16 protein-coding genes and 1 tRNA gene are annotated in these 20,412 nt (G+C 75.3%); 8 read left to right on the plus strand and 9 right to left on the minus strand.

All coding sequences use genetic code 11. The features are described 5' to 3' along the window. The first annotated feature begins 33 nt into the window (after positions 1–33). From GQS52_RS11635 to GQS52_RS11645, 3 genes are all read left to right on the plus strand, one after another. Positions 34–1,497 carry a histidine kinase gene (locus GQS52_RS11635; RefSeq protein ID WP_259370716.1) on the plus strand — a complete coding sequence of 488 codons (1,464 nt, stop codon included), beginning with the start codon at positions 34–36 and terminating at the stop codon, positions 1,495–1,497. After that, positions 1,494–2,234: a response regulator transcription factor gene (locus GQS52_RS11640; protein ID WP_220472756.1), complete on the plus strand. Its 741-nt coding sequence runs from the start codon at positions 1,494–1,496 to the stop codon at positions 2,232–2,234. The genes GQS52_RS11635 and GQS52_RS11640 overlap by 4 nt, the downstream gene beginning before the upstream one ends. A 20-nt stretch (positions 2,235–2,254) precedes the next feature. Beyond that, positions 2,255–2,330: transfer RNA gene (locus GQS52_RS11645), tRNA-Gly, on the plus strand. Positions 2,331–2,455: 125 nt separating this feature from the next. Here the strand turns inward: GQS52_RS11645 and GQS52_RS11650 are convergent. The 4 genes from GQS52_RS11650 to purD all read right to left on the minus strand — a co-directional run bounded on the left by GQS52_RS11650 (position 2,456) and on the right by purD (position 8,674). Further along, complete coding sequence (locus tag GQS52_RS11650) at positions 2,456–3,358, minus strand: phosphoribosylaminoimidazolesuccinocarboxamide synthase (RefSeq protein WP_182313326.1); 903 nt, start codon at positions 3,356–3,358, stop codon at positions 2,456–2,458. A gap of 190 nt (positions 3,359–3,548) precedes the next feature. After that, a complete protein-coding gene (locus GQS52_RS11655; RefSeq protein WP_182313327.1) occupies positions 3,549–5,078 on the minus strand; it encodes a N,N-dimethylformamidase beta subunit family domain-containing protein in 1,530 nt (509 codons plus the stop codon). Positions 5,079–5,288: 210 nt separating this feature from the next. After that, positions 5,289–7,037, minus strand: coding sequence for a hypothetical protein (locus tag GQS52_RS11660; RefSeq protein WP_182313328.1), 1,749 nt, complete (start codon positions 7,035–7,037; stop codon positions 5,289–5,291). A gap of 368 nt (positions 7,038–7,405) precedes the next feature. Beyond that, positions 7,406–8,674, minus strand: coding sequence for a phosphoribosylamine--glycine ligase (gene purD, locus GQS52_RS11665; RefSeq protein WP_182313329.1), 1,269 nt, complete (start codon positions 8,672–8,674; stop codon positions 7,406–7,408). A gap of 232 nt (positions 8,675–8,906) precedes the next feature. Between purD and GQS52_RS11670 the strand changes: the two genes are divergently transcribed. Then, positions 8,907–9,644, plus strand: a complete 738-nt coding sequence (locus GQS52_RS11670) for an SLATT domain-containing protein (protein ID WP_259371097.1) — start codon at positions 8,907–8,909, stop codon at positions 9,642–9,644. 133 nt (positions 9,645–9,777) lie between these two features. Here the strand turns inward: GQS52_RS11670 and GQS52_RS11675 are convergent, their stop codons facing one another. The 4 genes from GQS52_RS11675 to GQS52_RS11690 all read right to left on the minus strand — a co-directional run bounded on the left by GQS52_RS11675 (position 9,778) and on the right by GQS52_RS11690 (position 14,235). Next, positions 9,778–10,428 (minus strand): hypothetical protein, encoded by a 651-nt coding sequence (locus tag GQS52_RS11675; protein ID WP_182313331.1) that lies wholly within the window; start codon positions 10,426–10,428, stop codon positions 9,778–9,780. A 62-nt stretch (positions 10,429–10,490) separates the two neighbouring features. Beyond that, the gene (locus GQS52_RS11680) at positions 10,491–11,312 is read right to left on the minus strand and encodes a GntR family transcriptional regulator (protein WP_182313332.1); all 822 of its coding nucleotides are present in this window, start codon (positions 11,310–11,312) and stop codon (positions 10,491–10,493) included. A gap of 109 nt (positions 11,313–11,421) precedes the next feature. Beyond that, positions 11,422–12,771: an aspartate aminotransferase family protein gene (locus tag GQS52_RS11685; RefSeq protein WP_182313333.1), complete on the minus strand. Its 1,350-nt coding sequence runs from the start codon at positions 12,769–12,771 to the stop codon at positions 11,422–11,424. Positions 12,772–12,951: 180 nt separating this feature from the next. Then, positions 12,952–14,235 (minus strand): adenylosuccinate synthase, encoded by a 1,284-nt coding sequence (locus GQS52_RS11690; protein WP_182313334.1) that lies wholly within the window; start codon positions 14,233–14,235, stop codon positions 12,952–12,954. A gap of 136 nt (positions 14,236–14,371) precedes the next feature. Here GQS52_RS11690 and GQS52_RS11695 point away from each other — a divergent pair, with 136 nt between their 5' ends. The 3 genes from GQS52_RS11695 to GQS52_RS11705 all read left to right on the plus strand — a co-directional run bounded on the left by GQS52_RS11695 (position 14,372) and on the right by GQS52_RS11705 (position 18,143). Further along, on the plus strand, positions 14,372–15,430 hold the full coding sequence (locus GQS52_RS11695) for a hypothetical protein (RefSeq protein ID WP_182313335.1): 1,059 nt from the start codon (positions 14,372–14,374) through the stop codon (positions 15,428–15,430). A 92-nt stretch (positions 15,431–15,522) separates the two neighbouring features. Beyond that, entirely contained in the window at positions 15,523–16,536 is a 1,014-nt protein-coding gene (locus tag GQS52_RS11700) for an ABC transporter ATP-binding protein (protein ID WP_182313336.1), read from the plus strand. Beyond that, positions 16,533–18,143 carry an ABC transporter permease gene (locus GQS52_RS11705; protein WP_182313337.1) on the plus strand — a complete coding sequence of 537 codons (1,611 nt, stop codon included), beginning with the start codon at positions 16,533–16,535 and terminating at the stop codon, positions 18,141–18,143. The genes GQS52_RS11700 and GQS52_RS11705 overlap by 4 nt, the downstream gene beginning before the upstream one ends. A gap of 291 nt (positions 18,144–18,434) precedes the next feature. On the opposite strand, the gene GQS52_RS11710 is transcribed toward GQS52_RS11705, so the two are convergent. Further along, entirely contained in the window at positions 18,435–19,646 is a 1,212-nt protein-coding gene (locus GQS52_RS11710; RefSeq protein WP_182313338.1) for a pyridoxal phosphate-dependent aminotransferase, read from the minus strand. 81 nt (positions 19,647–19,727) lie between these two features. On the opposite strand from GQS52_RS11710, the gene GQS52_RS11715 reads away from it, so the two are divergent. Continuing rightward, positions 19,728–20,378 carry a helix-turn-helix domain-containing protein gene (locus GQS52_RS11715; RefSeq protein ID WP_182313339.1) on the plus strand — a complete coding sequence of 217 codons (651 nt, stop codon included), beginning with the start codon at positions 19,728–19,730 and terminating at the stop codon, positions 20,376–20,378. Positions 20,379–20,412 lie beyond the last annotated feature (34 nt).

The following is a 20,412-nucleotide window of genomic DNA, read 5'->3' on the forward strand; positions in this document are numbered from 1 at the left end:
AGGGGCTGCGCCGGGAGGGGAGAGGGAGGGCAGGTGGCCGTGTTGACGGGCTGGTGGAGGCGGCGGAGCGATCCGGCGCGGTTCGAGCTGTACACCCGCTGGACGCTCTACTCCTTCAGTCTGCTCGTCCCGCTCCTCGCGGGCGGCTCGGCCGCCGCCCTGGGCCGGACGGCGGCCGAGCGGTCCGCGCTGGCCCTGCTCGTCCTGGGGCACTCGGCGGTGTGCACCGCCGCGACCGTCCGGGCCCTGGGCTGGGCGCAGGGCCGCCGGAAACGGCCGACGGCCCTGTTCGCCGCTGCCGGCGCGGTCTCCGCCGCCGGAGTGGCTGCCACGACGGCGACGGCCGTGCGGCACGGCGACTTCTCCGACGCCATGATGGTGTTCTGGGCGTTCACCGGGTACTTCGCGGGCCCGGTGGCGCTGAACCTGCGCAGCTTCCGGCACGTCGCGGGCGTCGTCGTGGGAACGACCGCGGTGGCGGCGCTGGTCATGGCCGCTGCCGGGGCCGGCCGGTCCGAGGTGGCGGGATGCGCCGTGATGTCGCTGCTGAGTTCCTCGAGCTTCGCCTTCACCCACCGCTGCTCGGCCTGGATGCTGCGGGTGGTGCAGGAGCTGGACGCGGCCCGCGGGGCGCAGGCCCGGCTGGCGGTGGCCGAGGAGCGGCTGCGGTTCGCCCGCGACCTGCACGACGTCACCGGGCGGAACCTCGCGGTGATCGCGCTCAAGAGCGAGCTGGCCGTCAGGACGGCCCGGCTGGGGCGCCCGGGAGCGGTCGAGCAGATGGCCGAGGTCCAGCGGCTGGCCGGGGAGGCCCAGCAGGAGATGCGCGAGCTGGTCCGCGGCTACCGGAAGGTCGACCTGGCCGCCGAGGTGGCCGGCGCGCGGTCGGTGCTGGAGGCGGCCGGCGTGGAGTGCCGGACGGAGGGCACCGGGGACGAGCACACCGCGGCGCTCCTCCCGGAGGAGGTGCAGTCGGCGTTCGGCTGGGTGGTGCGCGAGGGCACGACGAACGTGCTGCGCCACAGCGAGGCCCGGCAGTGCCGCCTGCGGGTGCGGGTGGTGCCCGGCCGGTGGGCGGAGCTGGTCCTGGAGAACGACGGCGCCGCGCGGGACGCCGCCGCGAAGGGATCCGGCGGGGGGCCCGGCAGCGGGTCCGGCGGCAGCGGGCTCGTCGGGCTGCGGGAGCGGTTGGCCGGGGCCGGGGGGACCCTCACGGCCGGTCCGGTGGCCGGGTCCGGCGGCCGCTTCCGGCTGACCGCCCGCCTGCCGCTGGCCCCGGCGGACGCGCCCTCCGGGAGGATTCCGCGACAGGCCGCAGGGGGCGAAGGCCTCCTCGGGCGGGTGCGGGGCTTCCCCGGGCGGGTACGGGGCGCCGGCGCGCACCCGGACACCGCCACCACCCCGGTGCCGGACCCGGGAGGGACCGCGACGGGGACCGGGCGGGGAGACGTACGGGAAGCCGCGCGGGAGACCGCCGGGAAGGGAGAGGCCCGATGAGCGGAAGCACGCCCGGCTGGGGCGCGGGCGGCCGGGGCGCGGGCGGCGGGGGCGCGGGCGGCGGGGGCGTGTCCGGCGGGGGCGCGGGCGGCCGGGGCGTGTCCGGCGGGGGCGCGCAGGTGCGGGTGCTGCTGGCCGACGACGAGCACCTGATACGCGGCGCGCTGGCCGCGCTGCTGTCCCTCGAGGACGACCTGCGGGTGGTGGCGGAGGCCGCGTCCGGGGCGGAGGCGCTGGCCGCGGCCCGTGCGCACCGCCCGGACGTGGCGGTGCTGGACCTGCAGATGCCGGGCCCGGACGGCGCGGAGACCGGCGGGGTGGAGACGGCGGCCGCGATCCTGGCCGCGGTGCCCGGCTGCCGGGTGATGATCGTGACCGGCCACGGCAGGCCTGGCCACCTGAAGCGGGCCCTGGCCGCCGGCGTGCGCGGGTTCCTGCCCAAGACGGTCTCCGCGGAGCGGCTGGCCGAGGTCGTCCGCGCCGTGCACGGCGGCGGCCGCTACGTCGACCCCCAGCTGGCGGCGGACGCGATCAGTGCCGGGGACAGCCCGCTGACCCCGCGCGAGGCGGACGTGCTGGAGCTGGCCGCGGACGGGGCGCCGGTGGCGGAGATCGCCGAACGGGCCTGCCTCTCCCCGGGAACGGTGCGCAACTACCTGTCCTCGGCGGTCGGGAAACTGGGGGCGGAGAACCGTCACGCGGCGGTGCGCATCGCCCGCTCCCGCGGTTGGGTATGATTGCTTCCGCAACACCGCGTGCGGACGTGGCTCAGTTGGTAGAGCATCACCTTGCCAAGGTGAGGGTCGCGAGTTCGAATCTCGTCGTCCGCTCCATACGGAACCCCCGGGTCGTAGACCCGGGGGTTCTTCGTCGTCCGCGCCGGGGGCGGCCTCCGACCGCCGCACGCGCCGGGAGGGGCGGCCGGGGCGGGGAGCGCGGCCGCCCCGGCCTGGCCCGCCTACCGCTGCCAGGAGGTGCCGGTCAGCCGCTCGTACGCCTCGACGTACTTGGCGCGGGTCTGCTCGACGACGTGGGGCGGCAGCGCGGGCGGCGGCTGCTCACTGCGGCGGTCCCAGCCGGACTCCGCGGAGGTCAGCCAGTCCCGCACGAACTGCTTGTCGTAGGAGGGCTGGGCACGGCCCGGCTCCCACTGGTCGGCCGGCCAGAAGCGGGAGGAGTCCGGCGTCAGCACCTCGTCGGCGATGACCAGGGTGTCGCCGTCGAAGCCGAACTCGAACTTGGTGTCGGCGAGGATGATGCCGCGGTCGCGGGCGATGTCCCGGGCCCGCCCGTAGACCGCCAGGGTGGTCCGGCGCAGCAGGGCGGCGGTCTCGGCGCCGACCCGGCGGGCGACCTCCTCGTAGGAGACGTTCTCGTCGTGCTCGCCGACCTCGGCCTTGGTGGCCGGGGTGAAGATCGGGGCGGGAAGCTCGGAGCCGTCGACCAGGCCCTCGGGGAGGGCCAGCCCGCACACCGTGCGGTGCTCGTTGTACTCGGCCAGGCCGGAGCCGGTGAGGTAGCCGCGGGCCACGGCCTCGACGGGGATCATGCGCAGCTGCTTGCAGACCAGGGTGCGGCCGGCCCAGTCGGCGGGCGCGCCCTCGGGCACCTCGGTGGAGACGACGTGGTGGGGCACCAGGTCGGCGAGCTGGTCGAACCACCACAGGGACAGCTGGGTGAGGATCCGGCCCTTGTCGGGGATCGCGGTCGGCAGCACCCAGTCGTAGGCGGACATCCGGTCGCTGGCGACCATCACCAGGTTCCCGTCCGCGTTCTCGTAGAGGTCCCGCACCTTCCCGGTGTGCAGGTGGGTCAGGCCCGGTACCTGCACCGGCTCGGGCTTTTCGACGAATCCAGACATGGGCGGGGTCCTCCCTGTTCGGCGCTCCGAACCGCAATTCTCCCGTACCGGGAGGCCACGGGCGCGCGCCGGGTCTTCCCGCAGGTCCGGACGGGTCCGGAGGGGGCCGGAAAGGGGCCGGAGAAGGCCGGAGCGCGGGGTGGTGTGGCGGTGGCGGCAGTGGGGTGGCGGCGGGACCGGGGCGGCGGGGTCAGTCCCGTTTGCAGACCCGGTCGAGGAGGTTGGCCGTGGCCCGCTGGATCCGGGCGTCGGTGTGGCCGGGGCGGTCCAGCGCCGGGGACCAGGCGAAGGTCCCCGCGGCGAAGACCCAGGCGCCGCTGGGCGCCCGGTACAGGGAGGTCTCCTGGTGGCGTCGGGCCCCGGCGGCGTCGCGGTAGGGCGAGTGGGCGAGCAGGATCCGCTCGGTGCTCTCGGGCAGGGGGACGCGGGGGAAGTAACGGTCCGCCTCGCCGGCGACCAGCCGCTCGATCCGGTCCCCCTCCTTCGCGCCGGTGGCCTCCCACAGCCAGTGGGAGGCGTTGCGGACGACCAGGGGATGGGGTTCGGGGACGCGGCCGGCGTACTGGATGCCCAGCAGCAGCTGCTCGGGGCGGCCCGTTTCGCGCCACAGCGAACGGCGCCGGCGGCTCCCGGCGGGACGCTTGCGGCAGCTGATCAGCCGGTCCGGGTCGCCGGCGGGCGAGGGAGCCGTCTCCACCTGCCAGTACATGGTGTTCGCCGACAGGAAGACCAGCGAGGTGCCGCCGTCGCGGGCCCTCTCGGCCGCGGCGCGCATCGGCGCCGACCAGTACTCGTCGTGGCCGGGGAAGACCAGGCCGAGGTGGCGGGAGGGGTCGACGCGGCCGGCGTGCAGGTCGCGGGCGTCGGCGTAGGCGAGGTCGTAGCCGTGGCGTTCGGCCCAGCGGACGAAGTCGTAGGCGTGCCCGACGTGCAGCGGAAGGCCCGCGCCCGCGTAGGGGCGGTCGAAGGAGACGGTGGTCGCGGCGTCCTCCTCGCCGAGGAGGCGGCCCTCGTCGTCCCAGGCGTGGTAGAGGCTGGCGCCGGTCCGGCCGTCCTCCGGATAGAGGTTGTACGCCTGCCAGGTGATGTCCGGCAGGAGCAGCAGCAGGTCCGCGGGGCGGTCGTCGCGGACGGTGAAGGGCACGTGGCTGCGGTGGCCGTCGGCCGTGGTGAGCACGGCGACGTGGGCGCCCGGCGCCCAGTGCGCGGGAACCTGGAGGCGCCAGGACTGCCACCAGTGGTGGCAGGAGACGGTGCGGCCGGCCACCAGCGGCGGCGGCTGGACGATCCCGGACAGCCGGGGGCTGGAGGAGATCAGACGGGCGCCGTCACCGCCGTAGTGCCCGATGCGGTAGACGTCGACGCTGAACTGCTGGGGCGGGTTGACGGTGATCCGGAAGTCGACCGAGCCGCCGGGGGTGACCGAGCCCGAGGAGGCGAAGCCCTTGATCTGGCCGTCGACGTCGTTCGCGGTGCGCGGCCCCGGGCTGCGGCGGGGCCGGACCACCCGGGTGCCGGCCCCGGCGCCGCCGGGGGCGTCCGCGCCGCCCGGCTCCCGCCCGGTCTGCGGGTGTTCGACGTACCAGGGCATGACCCGGCCCTCGTCGTCGACGTAGTTGGCGTCGTCCCGGAGCCAGGGCAGCGGGCCCTGGCCGAAGGGATCCGTCGCACCGTGCGCCAGCGCACCCGACTGCCAGCGCCGGATCTGCCCCGTCCTCACTCGTTCCCTGCCCCCTCTCGCCCCGGGCGCCGCCGCGGCCGCCGTCCGGCGGCGGCCCGGCGGGCCGTCGCCCTCCCAGCACATCACACCGAGCGACGGGGGCGTTACTTTTCGCACGGATCCGGAGGAGATGCGACCGAGGACAGGGACAGGGACAGAGGCGGGGCGGGGCGGCAGAGGCCGAGGTGGCAGAGGCGGCCGGGACGGCCGTCAGGCCAGGCGGACGGGTTTCTCCATGCGGACCCCGACCGCGTTGAGCCAGGCCCGCAGCGGGGCCGCGTCGCCGTTCTCCACCAGGCGGGCGACGGGCCAGGCCAGGTCCCCCCGGCGGACCCCGGCGACGAGGAGCGCCGGCCCGTCCAGCCAGTCCAGGCCCGGGACCGCGCCCGCGGTGTCCACCGCGGCGCAGCAGACCATGGCGGTCACGTGGTCGGCCAGCAGGTCGCGCCCGGTGCGGGGCGGCACCAGCTGGAGGACCGGGACGAAGGCGTCGGGCTGCCCGGTGCGGACGGGGAGCCCGTCGGGGCCGGGCACCGGGCCGGGGGCCGGCCGGTGCGCCTCGGCCTCCTCCCGGGCGGCGTGCTCGGCCAGCCGGGCGGCCAGCTCCTCGCTGCCGCCGGAGGACAGCCGGTCGAGGACGCGCGCCAGGGTGGCGCCGGTGTCCTCGGCCCGCAGGACCGGGGTGCACTCGTCCAGGACGCGGTGCAGCCGGGCCGCGTCGGTGCGCCAGATCCGGTCCACCACCTCCTCGGGGTAGGCGTCCCACTCCACGGGCGACCAGTGCGGTCCGGGGGCGGCGGGGCCGCCGTGGAACAGCCGGGCGGCCAGCAGGGAGACGGCGGCGTCGACGGTCCCGGGCTCCTCCAGCATGTCGCAGGCGGGGCGCTCCCCCAGGCGGCTCTCGAACCCCTCGGCCAGCCGGTCGCGCCGCGACAGTTCGGTCAGCGCGGCCACGACCCCGGAGTCCAGGCGGGCGGGCCAGCGGCCCATCCGCCAGGCGGGCAGGGCGACGCGGGTCAGCAGCCGGTCCCAGCCGGCGTAGGCGAGGCCGACCTGCTCCTGGGCGACGATCCTCAGGCCGTAGTCGACCGACTGGGCCCGCTCGGAGGCGGCGGCGGCCACCGCCCGCTCCATCTCCGCGGCGTGCTCGCGGCAGCTGCGCAGCAGCAGGCGGGACACCGTGCCGAGGAGGCCGAGCGCGGGACGGCGCAGGAGGGACGCCAGCCGGGCTCCGGCGCCGGGTCCGGGCTCCTGCCGCAGTCCCTGGTCCGCCGTGGCGACGGCGGCGTCGAGACCGCGCAGGAACCGGCGCGCGGCGGCGATGTCGGGATCGGCGGAGGCCGCCGTGCCGGCCACGACCGGGGCGAGCAGGGCGCGCAGCTCGGCGACCCGCATCCACCACAGGAACGGCGAGCCGATCACCAGGGCGGGTGCGTCCGCGCCCGTTCCCCGGCCGGCGGGGCGGGTGCCGTGCCGGCCGGCCCCGCCGCGGGGTCCGGCCGGAGGGGCGGCCGTGCGCAGGCGGGACGGGAGGGCCGTTCCGCGGCGCGGCCGCCGCAGCCGGCCGTTCCCGTCCGGGCGGTCCTCCAGCCAGCTGTCGCAGTCCGGGGTCAGGGCGATCGTGGAGGGGGCCGGGACGCCGAGCCGGTCGGCGAGGTCGCGCACCATCCGGTGGAACTCGGGCGCCTCGGACGGGGGCACCTCCACCACGGGGCTCCGGGCCGGGCGGGCCCGGGCCAGCACGGCCGCCGTGGCGCCCGCGGCCAGCAGGGCCAGGAGGGCGACGGCGGTGACCGTCCAGCGCACCGCGTCCCAGGCCGTGCCGTCCGCACCGCCGGCGAAGAGGAGGACCGCCGCCGCGGCGGGGAGCAGGGCGACGGCGAGGGCCGCGCCCCGGATGCGCAGCACGGCGAGGGCGCGCGTTCGCGCTGCCTGCGCACCGGTCGTGATCACGGTCATGGTCCTCAGCTCACCCCCTGCCTGACGAAAGCGGACGCGCGGCTGCACCGTCCTTCCCACCCCACTGTGGCACCGGTCCGGGGCACTGCAATGTCCGTACCGCCGGTTGTCGTAGCCAGCATGCCGGGAACCCTAGTTGGGGTGCCGCGCCGCGTCAGCCGTATGGGGAAGCCGTCACCCGACGGAGTGGGCCATGGCCAAAGGCCGCCCTTGCGCGGGCCTGCACGGGCGCACACGACACCCGAACGAGGGGCGCGGGCGGGGGCGCGGACGGGACCGTGGCGCGCCGGGTCCGGACGCACCGCGCCCCCTCGGCCGGGGCCGAGGGGGCGCTGCGGGTCCGGGGGGGCGCTGCGGGCCCGGGGGGCTCAGCCCTTTTCCGCCGCGGCCTGTTCCGCCGCGGCCCGGGCGATGTCGGTGCGGTGGTGCGAGCCCTCCAGCCGGACCCGGGCGACGGCCCGGTACGCGCGCTCGCGGGCCTCGGCCAGGTCGGCCCCGGTCGCGGTGACGGACAGCACGCGGCCGCCGGCGCTGACCACCCGGCCGGAGTCGTCCAGCCTGGTTCCGGCGTGCAGCACGAAGGCGTGCTCGTCCTTCTCCGCGACCTCCTCGAGCCCCTCGACCGCATCGCCCGTGCGGGGCGTTCCGGGGTAGTTGTGGGAGGCCACGACGACGGTCACCGCGGCGCCGTCGCTCCAGCGCAGCGGCGCGACCTCGGCCAGGCTGCCGGTCGCGGCCGCACGGAGCAGCCCGGCCAGCGGGGTCTTCAGGCGGGCGAGGACCACCTGGGTCTCCGGGTCGCCGAAGCGGGCGTTGAACTCGATGACCCGCACCCCGCGCGAGGTGATCGCCAGGCCCGCGTAGAGCAGCCCGGAGAACGGGGTGCCGCGGCGGCGCAGTTCGTCGACGGTGGGCTGCAGGACGGTCTGGAGGACCTCGTCGACCAGCTTGGGGTCGGCCCACGGCAGCGGCGAGTAGGCGCCCATGCCGCCGGTGTTGGGCCCGGTGTCGCCGTCGCCCGCGCGCTTGAAGTCCTGGGCGGGCTGCAGGGGCACGACGGTGGTTCCGTCGGTGACCGCGAAGAGCGAGACCTCGGGGCCGTCGAGGTACTCCTCGACGACGACCCGCTCGCAGGAGGCAGCGTGCGCCCGGGCGGCCTCGAGGTCGGAGGTGACCACGACGCCCTTGCCGGCCGCGAGCCCGTCGTCCTTGACGACGTACGGGGCGCCGAAGGCGTCCAGTGCCTCCTCGGCCTCCTCGGGGGTGGTGCAGACGTAGGAGCGGGCGGTCGGGACGCCCGCCGCGGCCATCACGTCCTTGGCGAACGCCTTGGAGCCCTCCAGCCGCGCGGCCTCGCGGGAGGGGCCGAAGCAGTCGATGCCGCGGGCGCGGACCGCGTCCGCGACGCCCGCGACCAGCGGGGCCTCGGGGCCGACGACGACCAGGTCCGCCTCCAGCCGGGCCGCGAGACCGGCCACCGCGTCGCCGTCCAGCTGGTCCACCGGATGCAGTTCGGCGACGTCGGCGATGCCGGCGTTGCCCGGGGCGCAGTACAGCGCGGTGACGTCGGGGTCGTGCGAGAGAGCTCGGCACAGGGCGTGTTCGCGGGCACCGCCGCCGATAACAAGGACCTTCACGGGGCCCAAGCGTAGTGGCTGCCTCTGGGCCTCACTCTTTCGAGTGGTTTGCCAAACTTCTTACGTACCTGATCACACGCCCACTTCCGGGCGGAATTACCTGAATCCTGCGGACGCCGTCAGCCGTTCGGCGGTAAGAAGAGGGCCCGCGGCCGGGACGAACGGGCCGCGGCCGCCATACCGATTGCGAGGGAGCGCGCGGGTGAGCCAGCCGGAGACGGACCCCGAGGACATCTCCATCTCCCCGGACGAGAACGGGACGGGACGGACCCGGCAGCAGGAACAGGAGGACCTGCGGGGCAGGCACTTCCCCCTGGGCGACTGGGCGGAACCCGCCGAACGACTGGAGGAGCTGTACCGCTGGACCGAGGAGGGAGCACTCGCCACGATCGAGTGGTACCTGTCCGACCGGCGCTGGAAACGGCGCGGCGCACGGGCGCTGCGGCTGTCGGCCGGAGTGCTGGCGGCCGTCGGCGCCGGGCTGCCGCTGCTGGAGGTGTCCGGGGTCATCGGCGGCGGGGCGGCCTGGGGGCTGCTGGCGCTGCTGCTGGCCGCGGCGTGCCTGGGCATGGACCGCTGCTTCGGGCTCACCTCCGGGTGGATGCGGGACATGGCCACGGCCCAGGCGGTGCAGCGCAGGCTGGAGACGCTGCAGTTCGACTGGTCGTCGGAGAACGTGCGGGAGGTCCTGGGGCCGACCGAGGGCACGGCGAGCGAGGCCGCCGAGCGCTGCCTGAACGTGCTGCGGCGGTTCAACGAGGACATGGCGGAGCTGGTGCGGGCCGAGACCTCGGACTGGATGTCGGAGTTCCGCGCGCCGGGCCCCGGCACCGGCCACCTGTACGCCCCCGCCGCCCACTGGCCGTCCCGGCCCGCGGAGGGCAGCGGCCTGGCGGCGCAGCGCTTCCCGCTGCCGCCCGGCAGCCGCCCCAACATGCCCCGGCAGCGGCCGCCCGAGCCGCCGCGCTGACCGTCGGCACCGGCCCGCCCGGGTGGGCCGGGTCGCGGGCGGGTCGGGCGGGCGAGGCGGACAGGCCGAACAAGGCGGGTCGGCCGGGTCGGCCGGGTCAGGCGGGTCAGGCGGGTCAGGCGGGTCAGGCGGGTCAGGCGAAGACGATCATCGACCCCTGGGCGAGGCTGCGGACGGCGGCGGCGTGCAGGCCCGTCCACACGTGCCGTTCCACGGCGAACGGGCTGTCGTCCTCGGGCGCCGGGGCGGCCGGCTCTTCCAGGTCGGTCGGGCGGGACGGGGCCGGGGCGGCCGGCGGCGGGTTGCGCGGGTCGATCCCGATGGCCGGCGCCACGGCCTCCAGTTCGCGCAGCAGCCCGTGGCTGGAGCCGAGCGGCCCGCCGGACCGCATCAGCTCCTCGCCGTCCAGCGGGCTCGCGAAGTCCACCGGCACGTAGGCGCCCGCGTGGTCGAAGTGCCACACCAGGTGCGACTGCTGCGCGGTGGGCTCGAACATCTCCAGCAGCTGCTCGTAGTCCCCGCCCAGGTGGTCGACGGGGGTGACCTCCAGGCCGCAGACCCCCAGCAGGTAGGCGCGGCGCAGGAAGTGCAGGGCGGTGTGGTCGAACCCGGCAACCGGGGCGACCTCGCCGGCCAGTCCCGGCACGTAGCCGTGGACGGGGACCGGGGGCAGTCCGGCGCCGGCCAGGGCCCGGTCGTAGACGTCCAGGTCCTCGCGGAATGGGTTGTCGGGGCTCTGGCAGAGGACGTCGACGAGCGGGACGAGCCACAGGTCGCAGGCCACGGGCGCTCCAGGCGGGGTCGTCGGATCCGGTCGCCCCAGGGTAGTGGCCCGGCGGCGGCCCGTCAGTCCCCGGTCCCGGCAGCGTCCCCGTCCCCGTCACCGGTTTCGCACCCGTCCCCGTCACCGGTTTCGCACCCGTCCCCGTCCCCGGCGTCCGCCCCGTCCCCGGTCTCCGGCCCGTCACCGGGAGCGGGCCCGGGCCGGCCGCTGTTGCCGGTGATGCGGGCCATGACGGTGATCGCGTGGTCGTTGTAGTCGCCGACCAGGCGCTGGATCGTCTCCAGGTCGCGTCCGCAGACGGCGTCGGCCAGGGCGGTGTGGTCCTGCCAGCAGACCTCGCCGAGGTCGGGGCGGCGGCGCAGGTGGGGAACGGAGTACATCCAGATCTGGGTGCGCAGCCGGTCGAGGAAGTCGCAGATCGGCCGGTTGCGGATGAGGACCGTCAGCTCCCGCCAGAAGCGCAGGTCGCAGCCTATGAGCACGTCGAGTTCGCCGCCGCGCGCGGCGGCGGACGCCGCCGCCCCCCGGCGCCGTACCGAGGCGAGCGCGGTGTCGTCGGGCATGCCCTGCATGCCGCGGGCGACGATGTTGCGGAAGACCCCCTCGGTGACCAGGCTGCGGGCCTCGACCATTCCGCGGTACTCGCCCCAGGTGATCGTGCGGACCTGGAAGCCCCGGTGGTGTTCCACGTCCAGCAGGCCCTGGGCGGAGAGGTCCACCAGCGCCTCGCGGACCGGGGTGGCGGAGACGCCGTAGTGCTCGGCTATCTCCTTGACCGTGAAGCGGCCGCCCGCCGGGAGCCGGCCCGCGAGGATCTCGTCGCGTATCGCGTCGGCCAGTTGCTGGCGCAGGCTGCTGCGGCGCACGGCGCTGCTGGGCTGCATCCTGGTCTCCGTCGGCGGCGGGCGATTCGGGCGGCCCCAACTCTACGCGCAGGGACCGCCCGTGCCCGTGGCCGTGCGGGCCGACGCCCGGTGCGGGCGCCGGCCGCGGTCACTGCGGGACGGCCTCCGAGAGCGCCTCGTCGAGGATGCGCAGCCCCTCCTTCGCCTCCTCCTCGGTGACGGTGCACGGCGGCACCACGTGCAGCCTGTTCATGTTGACGAACGGCCACAGGCCGCGCCGCTTGCAGGCCGCCGCCAGGTCGGCCATGGGGCGGTTCGCCTCGCCCGCCGCGTTGTAGGGGACCAGGGGCTCGCGGGTTTCCCGGTCGCGGACCAGTTCCAGCGCCCAGAAGACGCCCGTTCCGCGAACGTCGCCGATGCAGGCGTGGCGGTCGGCGAGGGCGCGCAGGCCGGGGCCCAGGACGGTCTCGCCGATGCGCCGGGCGTTCTCCACGACCCCTTCCTCCTCCATCGCGTTGATGGTGGCGACGGCGGACGCGCAGGCCAGGGGGTGGCCGGAGTAGGTGAGGCCGCCCGGGTAGGGGCGGTGGGCGAAGGTCTCGGCGATCCGCCCTGAGATCGCGACGCCGCCGAGCGGGACGTAGCCGGAGTTGACGCCCTTGGCGAAGGTCATGAGGTCGGGGACGACGTCCCAGTGGTCGGCGGCGAACCACTCGCCGGTGCGGCCGAAGCCCGCCATGACCTCGTCCAGGACGAAGACGATGCCGTGGCGGTCGCAGATCTCGCGGACCCCGGCGAGGTAGCCGGGCGGCGGGACGAGGACGCCGGCGGTGCCGACGATCGTCTCCAGGACGATCGCGGCGACCGTCTGCGGGCCCTCGAAGGCGATCAGCTGCTCGAGGTGGGCCAGGGCCCGCTCGCACTCCTCGGCCTCGGTCGTGGCGTGGAAGGAGGAGCGGTAGAGGTGGGGTCCCCAGAAGTGCACGACCCCGGCGGAGGCGGTGTCCGAGGGCCAGCGGCGCGGGTCGCCGGTGAGGTTGATCGCGGCGGCGGTGGCCCCGTGGTACGAGCGGTAGGCGGAGAGCACCTTGGGGCGGCCGGTGTGCAGCCGGGCCATGCGCACGGCGTTCTCCACGGCCTCGGCGCCGCCGTTGGTGAAGAAGATCTTGTCGAGGTCGCCGGGGGTCCGGCCGGCGATCAGGCGGGCGGCCTCGGAGCGCACGTCGATCGCGAAGGCGGGGGCGAAGGTGCACAGCTTCCCGGCCTGCTCCTGGATCGCGGCGACGACCTTGGGGTGCTGGTGGCCGACGTTGGTGTTGACCAGCTGGGAGGAGAAGTCCAGGTAGCGGTTGCCGTCGTAGTCCCAGAACCACGAGCCTTCGGCGCCGGCGACCGCGAGCGGGTCGATCACCGCCTGCGCGGACCAGGAGTGGAAGACGTGGGCGCGGTCGTCGGCCTTCACGGCCCTTCCCCGTGCGGGGTCTGCGTGGCGGTTCATGCGCCCAGGCTAGGGAGGGCCGCCCGTCCGCGGGAGCGTCATGCCGTAAGCCGGGGGCCCCGGCGCCCGACACTGTGTCGGGCGCCGGGGCCCCGGGGGGCCGCGGTGCGGTGGTGGCGCGGCGGGTCCGGCGGGGGCGGCCGCCCCGGAGCGGGGCGGCCGCCCTCCGGCCTGCGCGGCCTACAGGAAGGAGTTGATCTGGATGGTCTCGTCGCGGCCGGGGCCGACGCCGATCGCGGAGATCGGTGCGCCGGACATCTCCTCCAGCGCCTTCACGTAGGCCTGGGCGTTCTTCGGCAGCTCGTCGAAGGACTTGGCCTTGCTGATGTCCTCGCTCCAGCCGGGCAGGGTCTCGTAGATCGGCTTGGCGTGGTGGAAGTCGCTCTGGCTGTAGGGCAGCTCCTCGACCCGCTTCCCGTCGATCTCGTAGGCGACGCAGACCGGGATCCGCTCCCAGCCGGTGAGCACGTCGAGCTTGGTGAGGAAGAAGTCGGTCAGGCCGTTCACCCGGGTGGCGTAACGGGCGATGACCGCGTCGAACCAGCCGCAGCGGCGGTCGCGGCCGGTGGTCACGCCGTACTCGCCGCCGATGCGGCGCAGCGCCTCGCCGTCGTCGTCGAACAGCTCGGTCGGGAAGGGGCCGGCGCCGACGCGGGTGGTGTACGCCTTGAGGATGCCGATGACCCGGTTGATCTTCGTCGGGCCGATGCCGGAGCCCGTGCAGGCGCCGCCGGCGGTCGGGTTGGAGGAGGTGACGAAGGGGTACGTGCCGTGGTCGACGTCGAGCAGGGTGCCCTGGCCGCCCTCCAGCAGGACGACCTTGTCCTCCTCCAGCGCCTTGTTGAGGATCAGGGTGGTGTCGGCGACGTAGTCCTTGATCTTCTCCGCGTAGCCCAGGTACTCCTCGACGACCTCGTCCACGCCGATGGCGCGGCGGTTGTAGAGCTTGATCAGTATCTGGTTCTTGTCGCGGAGCGCCGCCTCGACCTTCTGCCGCAGGATCGACTCGTCGAACAGGTCCTGCACGCGGATGCCGACGCGGTTGATCTTGTCGGCGTAGGTGGGGCCGATGCCGCGGCCGGTGGTGCCGATCTTCCGCTTGCCGAGGAAGCGCTCGGAGACCTTGTCGACAGTCCGGTGGTACGGCGTGATCAGGTGGGCGTTCCCGCTGATCAGGAGCTTGGAGGTGTCGACACCGCGCTCGTTGAGGCCGCTCAGCTCGGAGAGCAGCACCGCGGGGTCGATGACGACACCATTGCCGATGACCGGGGTGCACCCCGGCGAGAGGATTCCGGAGGGGAGCAGGTGGAGCGCGTACTTCTGGTCGCCGACGACGACCGTGTGGCCGGCGTTGTTGCCGCCCTGGTAGCGGACCACGTAGTCGACCGACCCGCCGAGCAGGTCGGTGGCCTTCCCCTTGCCCTCGTCACCCCACTGAGCACCGAGCAGCACAAGTGCGGGCACAGGCGTACACCCCTTCCGGGTGGGGCATGTCCAACGTGCGTAAGAGCGGTCGAACCGGTGCCCCGGATAGACGAAGCCCCTGGCGCAACAGCGCAAGGGGCTCTTGCACCGAGAGATTACCCGAGGAAGGACGAAGGTGTCGGCTCAGCAACCGGCGGGAGAACCTCTGCTCGTCGTCATCGACCGCACCGCCCGCACCGTGGACGGGGAATCCGTGCGCATCGCCAGGGACGTGCTGTGCGCGGGTGCCCGGGTGAAACTGTGCCTCCCGGAGACGCCGGAGGAGATGGAGCGGGCGCTGGCCCGGCGGGGCCGCAGACGGCCGGTCGTGGTGGGTGACGACCGGGCGCTGCTCGCCGCGGTGCGCACCCTGCACCGGCTTCGGGAGCTCCAGCAGGACGCCCTGGCGCTGGTACCGGTCGGCCCGCACCAGGCGCTGGCCCTGTCCCGGACGCTGGGCGTCCCGCAGGACGCGGTCGCGGCGGCGCGGGCCGCCCTGGCCGGCGAGGAGCGGAACCTGGACCTGCTGCAGGACGACAGCGGCGGGATCGTCGTCGGCGCGCTGCGCATCCCGGGCGGGGGCCGGGTGCCGGCCCCCGCGGTGCCGGTCGAGGCGGACCGGTACGACCGGTACGACCGGGACCCGGCCGAGGCCGGCGGGAACGGCCGCGAAGGGACCGGGGCCGGCCGGACGGACGGCCTCTCCGACCGGGCCCGGGACGGCTGGTGGTCGCCGGTCGGGCGCACCGCCCGCACGGTCGCGCGGTCGCTGGGCGCACCGCTGCTGTCGCTGTCCGGCCTGGTCGGGGCGGTGGGGCCGGGCAGCCCCGGCAGCGGCGGCGTGCTGCCGCAGCACCGCGGGCACCGGCTGCGGGTGGAGGCGGACGGGGTGCTGCTGGCGGACCTGGACCGGCCGGTGCGGCAGGTGTCGCTGTCCAACGCCCGGCCCGTGCCGGACGACGGGCTGGTCGAGGTGACGGTGCGGTACCCGTCGTCCTCCCTGCGCACCGACGCGGAGCAGGAGGCGGACGGCGGCCGGGGGGCGTCCCCGACCCGGGTCCGGGCGCGGGCGGTGACGGTCTCCGGGCGGGACTTCCACTACCGGGCGGACACGGTGGTGGCCGGGCCGGTGCGCAGCCGCACCTGGACGGTGCAGCCGGGAGCCTGGCGGCTGACGCTGCCCCGCGCCTCCTGATCCGGTCCGGGGCGCGCGGCCGCCGCACGCCCGGGCCGTTCCACTGCGTCACCGATGTCGCGAATGTGTCCGATCGCACTAGATTCGACACCATGACGTCCGCCATCTCGGTGTCCGGCCTCCACAAGTCCTTCGGAGGCACCCACGCCCTCGACGGCCTCGACCTGACCGTCCGCACCGGGGAGGTGCACGGCTTCCTCGGGCCCAACGGCTCGGGCAAGTCCACGACCGTGCGCATCCTGCTCGGCCTGCTCAAGGCCGACCGCGGCACGGTCCGCCTCCTCGGCGGCGACCCGTGGCGGGACGCGGTGGAGCTGCACCGCCGGCTCGCCTACGTCCCCGGCGACGTCACCCTGTGGCGCAACCTGTCCGGCGGCGAGGTGATCGACCTGCTCGGCAGGCTGCGCGGCGGGGTCGACGGCGGCCGCCGCGCCGAACTGCTGGAGCGATTCGAGCTCGACCCCACGAAGAAGGGCGGCGCCTACTCCACGGGGAACCGGCAGAAGGTCGCCCTGGTCGCGGCCTTCGCCTCCGACGTGGAACTGCTGATCCTGGACGAGCCCACCGCGGGGCTGGACCCGGTGATGGAGGAGGTCTTCCGCGAGTGCGTCGTCGAGGAGCGCTCCCGCGGGCGGACCGTCCTGCTCTCCAGCCACATCCTGTCCGAGGTCGAGGCGCTGTGCGACCGGGTCAGCATCATCCGCAGGGGCCGCACCGTCGAGGCAGGCACCCTGTCCGAGCTGCGGTACCTGACGCGCACCTCCGTCACCGCCGAGCTGGCCGCCCCGCCCCGCGGCCTGGAGGACCTGCCCGGCGTGCACGACCTGCGGGTCACCGGCAACCGGGTCCACTGCCAGGTCGAGGGCGAACGGCTGGACCCCCTCCTGCGGGCGCTCACCCGGGTGGGCGTACTCGGCCTCACCAGTCGCCCGCCCACCCTGGAGGAGCTCTTCCTGCGCCACTACCAGAACGGCCGGGCCGCCGGAACCGGAACCGGGGCCGAGGCCGAGGAAGGGGCCGGGGCCGAGAACGGTGCTGGGACCGGTGCCGGGACCGGGACCGGAACCGGGGCCGGGGCCGCCGAGCAGGAGGGGGCGGCGCGGTGACCGGCCGGCACGGCCTGACCGGGACCGGGGCCCTCCTCCACCTCGCCGTGCGCCGGGACCGGGTGATGGTCCCGGCCTGGGTCCTGGTCATGACCCTCGTCGTCACCACCTCCGCGGCCTCCATCGGCTCCTACTACGACACCGTGGCCTCCCGCCTCGCACTGGCCGCGAGCATCGACACCAACACCTCGCTGCGCGCCCTGTACGGCCCGGTCCACGAGGCGAGCACCATCGGCGGCCTCACCGCCTGGCGCATGCTCACCTTCGGCGCCGCGCTGACCGGCCTGATGGGCCTGCTGCTGGTCGTGCGGCACACCCGGGACGAGGAGGAGACCGGGCGGCTGGAACTGGTCGGCTCCGGGGCGGTCGGCCGCCGGGCGCCGCTGACCGCCGCCCTGCTGACTGCGTTCGGCGCCTCGCTCGCCGTGGCGCTGTTCCTCGCGCTCGGGCTGGCGGTCCAGGGCGAGGAGGTGGCCGGCTCCCTCGCCCTGGGGCTGTCCTTCGCGGCCGCGGGGTGCCTGTTCGCCGCCGTCGGCGCGGTCGCCGCACAGCTCGCCACGACGGGGCGGGAGGCCCGCGGCATCGCCTCCGCGGTGCTGGGCATGAGCTTCCTGCTGCGCGCCGCGGGCGACGCGGCGGGCGAGAAGGGCCCCGGGTGGCTGGTGTGGCTGTCGCCCCTGGGCTGGGTGGAGAACCTGCGCCCGTTCGCGGACGAGCGGTGGTGGGTGCTGGCCCTGACGGGCGCGGCCGCCGCCGCCCTCGCGGGCACCGCGTACGCCCTGGTGGCCCGCCGCGACCTGGACGCCGGGATGCTGCCCGCGCGGCCCGGCCCGGCCCGGGCGGGCGCCGGACTGTCCGGGCCGTTCGGCCTGGCCCGGCGCCTCCAGCGCGGCACGCTCGCAGGCTGGACCGCCGCCTACGCCGTGGCCGGCCTGGTGCTGGGCGCGACCGCGGAGGGCGCCGCCGACCTGGTGGAGGAGAACCCGAAGGTCGCGGACGTGGTCCGCGAGATGGGCGGGCCGCAGAGCCTCACCGACGCCTTCCTCGCCGCCATGCTCGGGCTGCTCGGCATGGTCGCCGGGGCCTACGCCGTGCAGGCGGTGCTGCGGCTGCACGGCGAGGAGACCGGGGGCCGGGCGGACCCGGTGCTGGCCTGCGCGGTCGGCAGGCTGCGCTGGGCGGCCGGGCACCTGGTGTTCGCGGCCTTCGGCACGGTGGTGCTGATGCTGGTGGGCGGTGCCGCCATGGGCGCGGGGCACGGTGTCGTGGCCGGCGACATCACCGGCCGCGCCGTCTCCACGGCGGGTTCTGCGCTCGTCCAGCTGCCCGCGGTCTGGCTGGTCGGCGGGATCGCCCTGATGCTGTTCGGCCTGTGGCCGAGGATCTCGGCCGTCGGCTGGGGGCTGCTCACCGCGTTCGTGGTGATCGGCCTGTACGGACCGGTCCTGCACCTCGACCAGTGGGCCATGGACCTGTCGCCGTTCACGCACCTGCCCAAGGTGCCCGGCGAGGAGGTGACCGCCGTCCCGCTGGCGGCACTGACCGCGCTCGGCACCGTGCTGGGCGCGGCCGGCCTGACCGGCCTGCGCCGCCGCGACCTCGGCTGAGGGCGGGGCCGCCCGCGGCAGGCAGGGCGGGCGACAGGCGGGGTGAGGCGGGCGGGCCGGGCGGCGCGGGCCGTCGGCGGCCGTCCGTGCGGGAGACCGGACCGGTGAGGGTTTTTGTCAGGTGGTCGGGTCTTGCACGGACGGCCGCCCGTCTCCGTCCGGCTGCGTGCCGTGCACAGGGATCACGGGGCTGCCGGACGGGGTCCGTGGCACGTCCCACCGGAACGGTGGGACGTGCGGGTACGGGGGCGCGCGGGGTGCGGGGGGGGCGCGGGGCGCGCGGGGTGCGGATTACTGGCGGTAGCCGGCCAGGAAGCGGCCGATCCGGTGGATCGCCGCCTCCAGGTCGTCGGCGCGGGGCAGGGTGAGGATGCGGAAGTGGTCCGGCCGGTGCCAGTTGAAGCCGGTGCCCTGCACGACCTGGATCTTCTCCTGGAGGAGCAGGTCCAGCACGAACTTCTCGTCGTCGTGGATGCGGTGCACCGCCGGGTCCAGGCGCGGGAACGCGTACAGCGCGCCCTTCGGCTTCACGCAGCTCACGCCCGGGATCTCGTTGAGCAGCTTCCACGCCGTGTCCCGCTGCTCGTGCAGGCGGCCGCCGGGCAGGACCAGGTCCTCGATGCTCTGCCGGCCCCCGAGGGCCGCCTGCACCGCGTACTGCGCGGGCACGTTGGGGCACAGCCGCATCCCTGCAAGGGTGTTGAAGCCCTCCAGGTAGTTGCGGGCCCGCTCCTTGGGCCCGGAGACCACCATCCAGCCGGAGCGGTAGCCGGCCACCCGGTAGGACTTCGACAGGCCGCTGAAGGTGAGCACCAGCACGTCGTCCGCCAGCGAGGCCATGGGGTGGTGGACGGCGCCGTCGTACAGGATCCGGTCGTAGATCTCGTCGGCGAGGACCATCAGGTCGTGGCGGCGCGCCAGGTCGAGGATGCCCTCGAGGATCTCCTTCGGGTAGACGGCGCCGGTGGGGTTGTTCGGGTTGATCACCACGATCGCCCGGGTGCGGTCGGTGATCTTCCCCGCCATCTCGTCCAGGTCGGGGTACCAGTCGGCGGACTCGTCGCAGTGGTAGTGCACGGGGGTGCCGCCGGCCAGGGTGGTGGCCGCCGTCCACAGCGGGAAGTCGGGTGCGGGGATCAGCAGTTCGTCGCCGTCGTCGACCAGTGCGGTCACCGCCATCGAGATCAGCTCGGAGGCGCCGTTGCCCAGGTACACGTCGTCGACGTCCACCTTGTGCACGCCGCGCCGCTCGTAGCTCTGCACCACGGCGCGGCGGGCGGGCAGGATGCCGCGGGACTCGCTGTAGCCGTGGGCGGTCGACAGGTTGCGGATGATGTCCTGGACCAGCTCCTCCGGGGCCTCGAAGCCGAACAGCGCGGGATTCCCGGTGTTCAGCCGCAGCACGCTGTGCCCGGCCTCCTCGAGCGCGTCGGCGTGCTCGATCACCGGGCCCCGGATCTCGTAGCAGACCCCGGCGAGCTTGCTCGACTGCTTGAACTCCATGGACGGCCTCCCCTGGTGGATGCACTTGGTTGTACCAAGTCTCCACTTGGAAAGTCCAACCTGATGTGCTGGACTTACGGTATGCCGCGCCGAAGCTACGCCCAGTACTGCGCCGTCTCCCGGGCCCTCGACGCCCTCGGGGAGCGCTGGACCCTGCTGGTGGTCCGGGAACTGCTCACCGGTCCCCGCCGCTACACCGACCTGCACGCCGACCTGCCCGGGGTCAGCACCGACGTGCTCGCCTCCCGGCTGAAGGAGATGGAGCGCGACGGCATCGTCGAACGCCGCAGGCTCGCCCCGCCCGGCGCCGCGTACGTCTACGAACTCACCGACCGGGGACGGGAGATCGCCCCCGCCCTGGCAGCCCTCGCCCGCTGGGGCGCGGCCGCACTCGGCGAACGCCGCCCCACCGACGCACTGCGCGGCCACTGGTTCGCCCTGCCCCTGATGCACCGCCTGGAGGAGCTGGCCGGCGGCGCGTCGGGGCTGCTCGAAGTCGCCCTGGACGAGGGCGCGTTCCGCATCCGCCTCGGCGCCGCCGGCGACAGCGCCGGCGGGGGCGCCGTCACCGGCGCCGCCGCCCTCGTCCCCGACGACGGTGCGAAGCCCGACGCCCGGCTGCTCCTGGACACCGCGTCCGCCGTCGCCCTGGCCACCGGCGACGCGCTCCCGTCCCCCGCCGCCGTCCACGGCGAGGGCCCTCTCGCCGACGCCCTGCGCTCCGCCGTCTGACCCGGCCGGGCGCGCGGCGGGCCCGTCCGTCCCC

Source organism: Streptomyces sp. SCUT-3 (assembly GCF_014083985.1).
GTDB lineage: Bacteria > Actinomycetota > Actinomycetes > Streptomycetales > Streptomycetaceae > Streptomyces_H > Streptomyces_H thermolineatus.

Coding starts and splice junctions, on each gene's coding strand:
- GQS52_RS11710 (WP_182313338.1), bottom strand. CDS start 19,646: ATGGAGTTCAAGCAGTCGAGCAAGCTCGCCGGGGTCTGCTACGAGATC.
- GQS52_RS11685 (WP_182313333.1), bottom strand. CDS start 12,771: ATGAACCGCCACGCAGACCCCGCACGGGGAAGGGCCGTGAAGGCCGAC.
- GQS52_RS11640 (WP_220472756.1), top strand. CDS start 1,494: ATGAGCGGAAGCACGCCCGGCTGGGGCGCGGGCGGCCGGGGCGCGGGC.
- GQS52_RS11715 (WP_182313339.1), top strand. CDS start 19,728: ATGCCGCGCCGAAGCTACGCCCAGTACTGCGCCGTCTCCCGGGCCCTC.
- GQS52_RS11650 (WP_182313326.1), bottom strand. CDS start 3,358: ATGTCTGGATTCGTCGAAAAGCCCGAGCCGGTGCAGGTACCGGGCCTG.
- GQS52_RS11660 (WP_182313328.1), bottom strand. CDS start 7,037: ATGACCGTGATCACGACCGGTGCGCAGGCAGCGCGAACGCGCGCCCTC.
- GQS52_RS11700 (WP_182313336.1), top strand. CDS start 15,523: ATGACGTCCGCCATCTCGGTGTCCGGCCTCCACAAGTCCTTCGGAGGC.
- GQS52_RS11680 (WP_182313332.1), bottom strand. CDS start 11,312: ATGCAGCCCAGCAGCGCCGTGCGCCGCAGCAGCCTGCGCCAGCAACTG.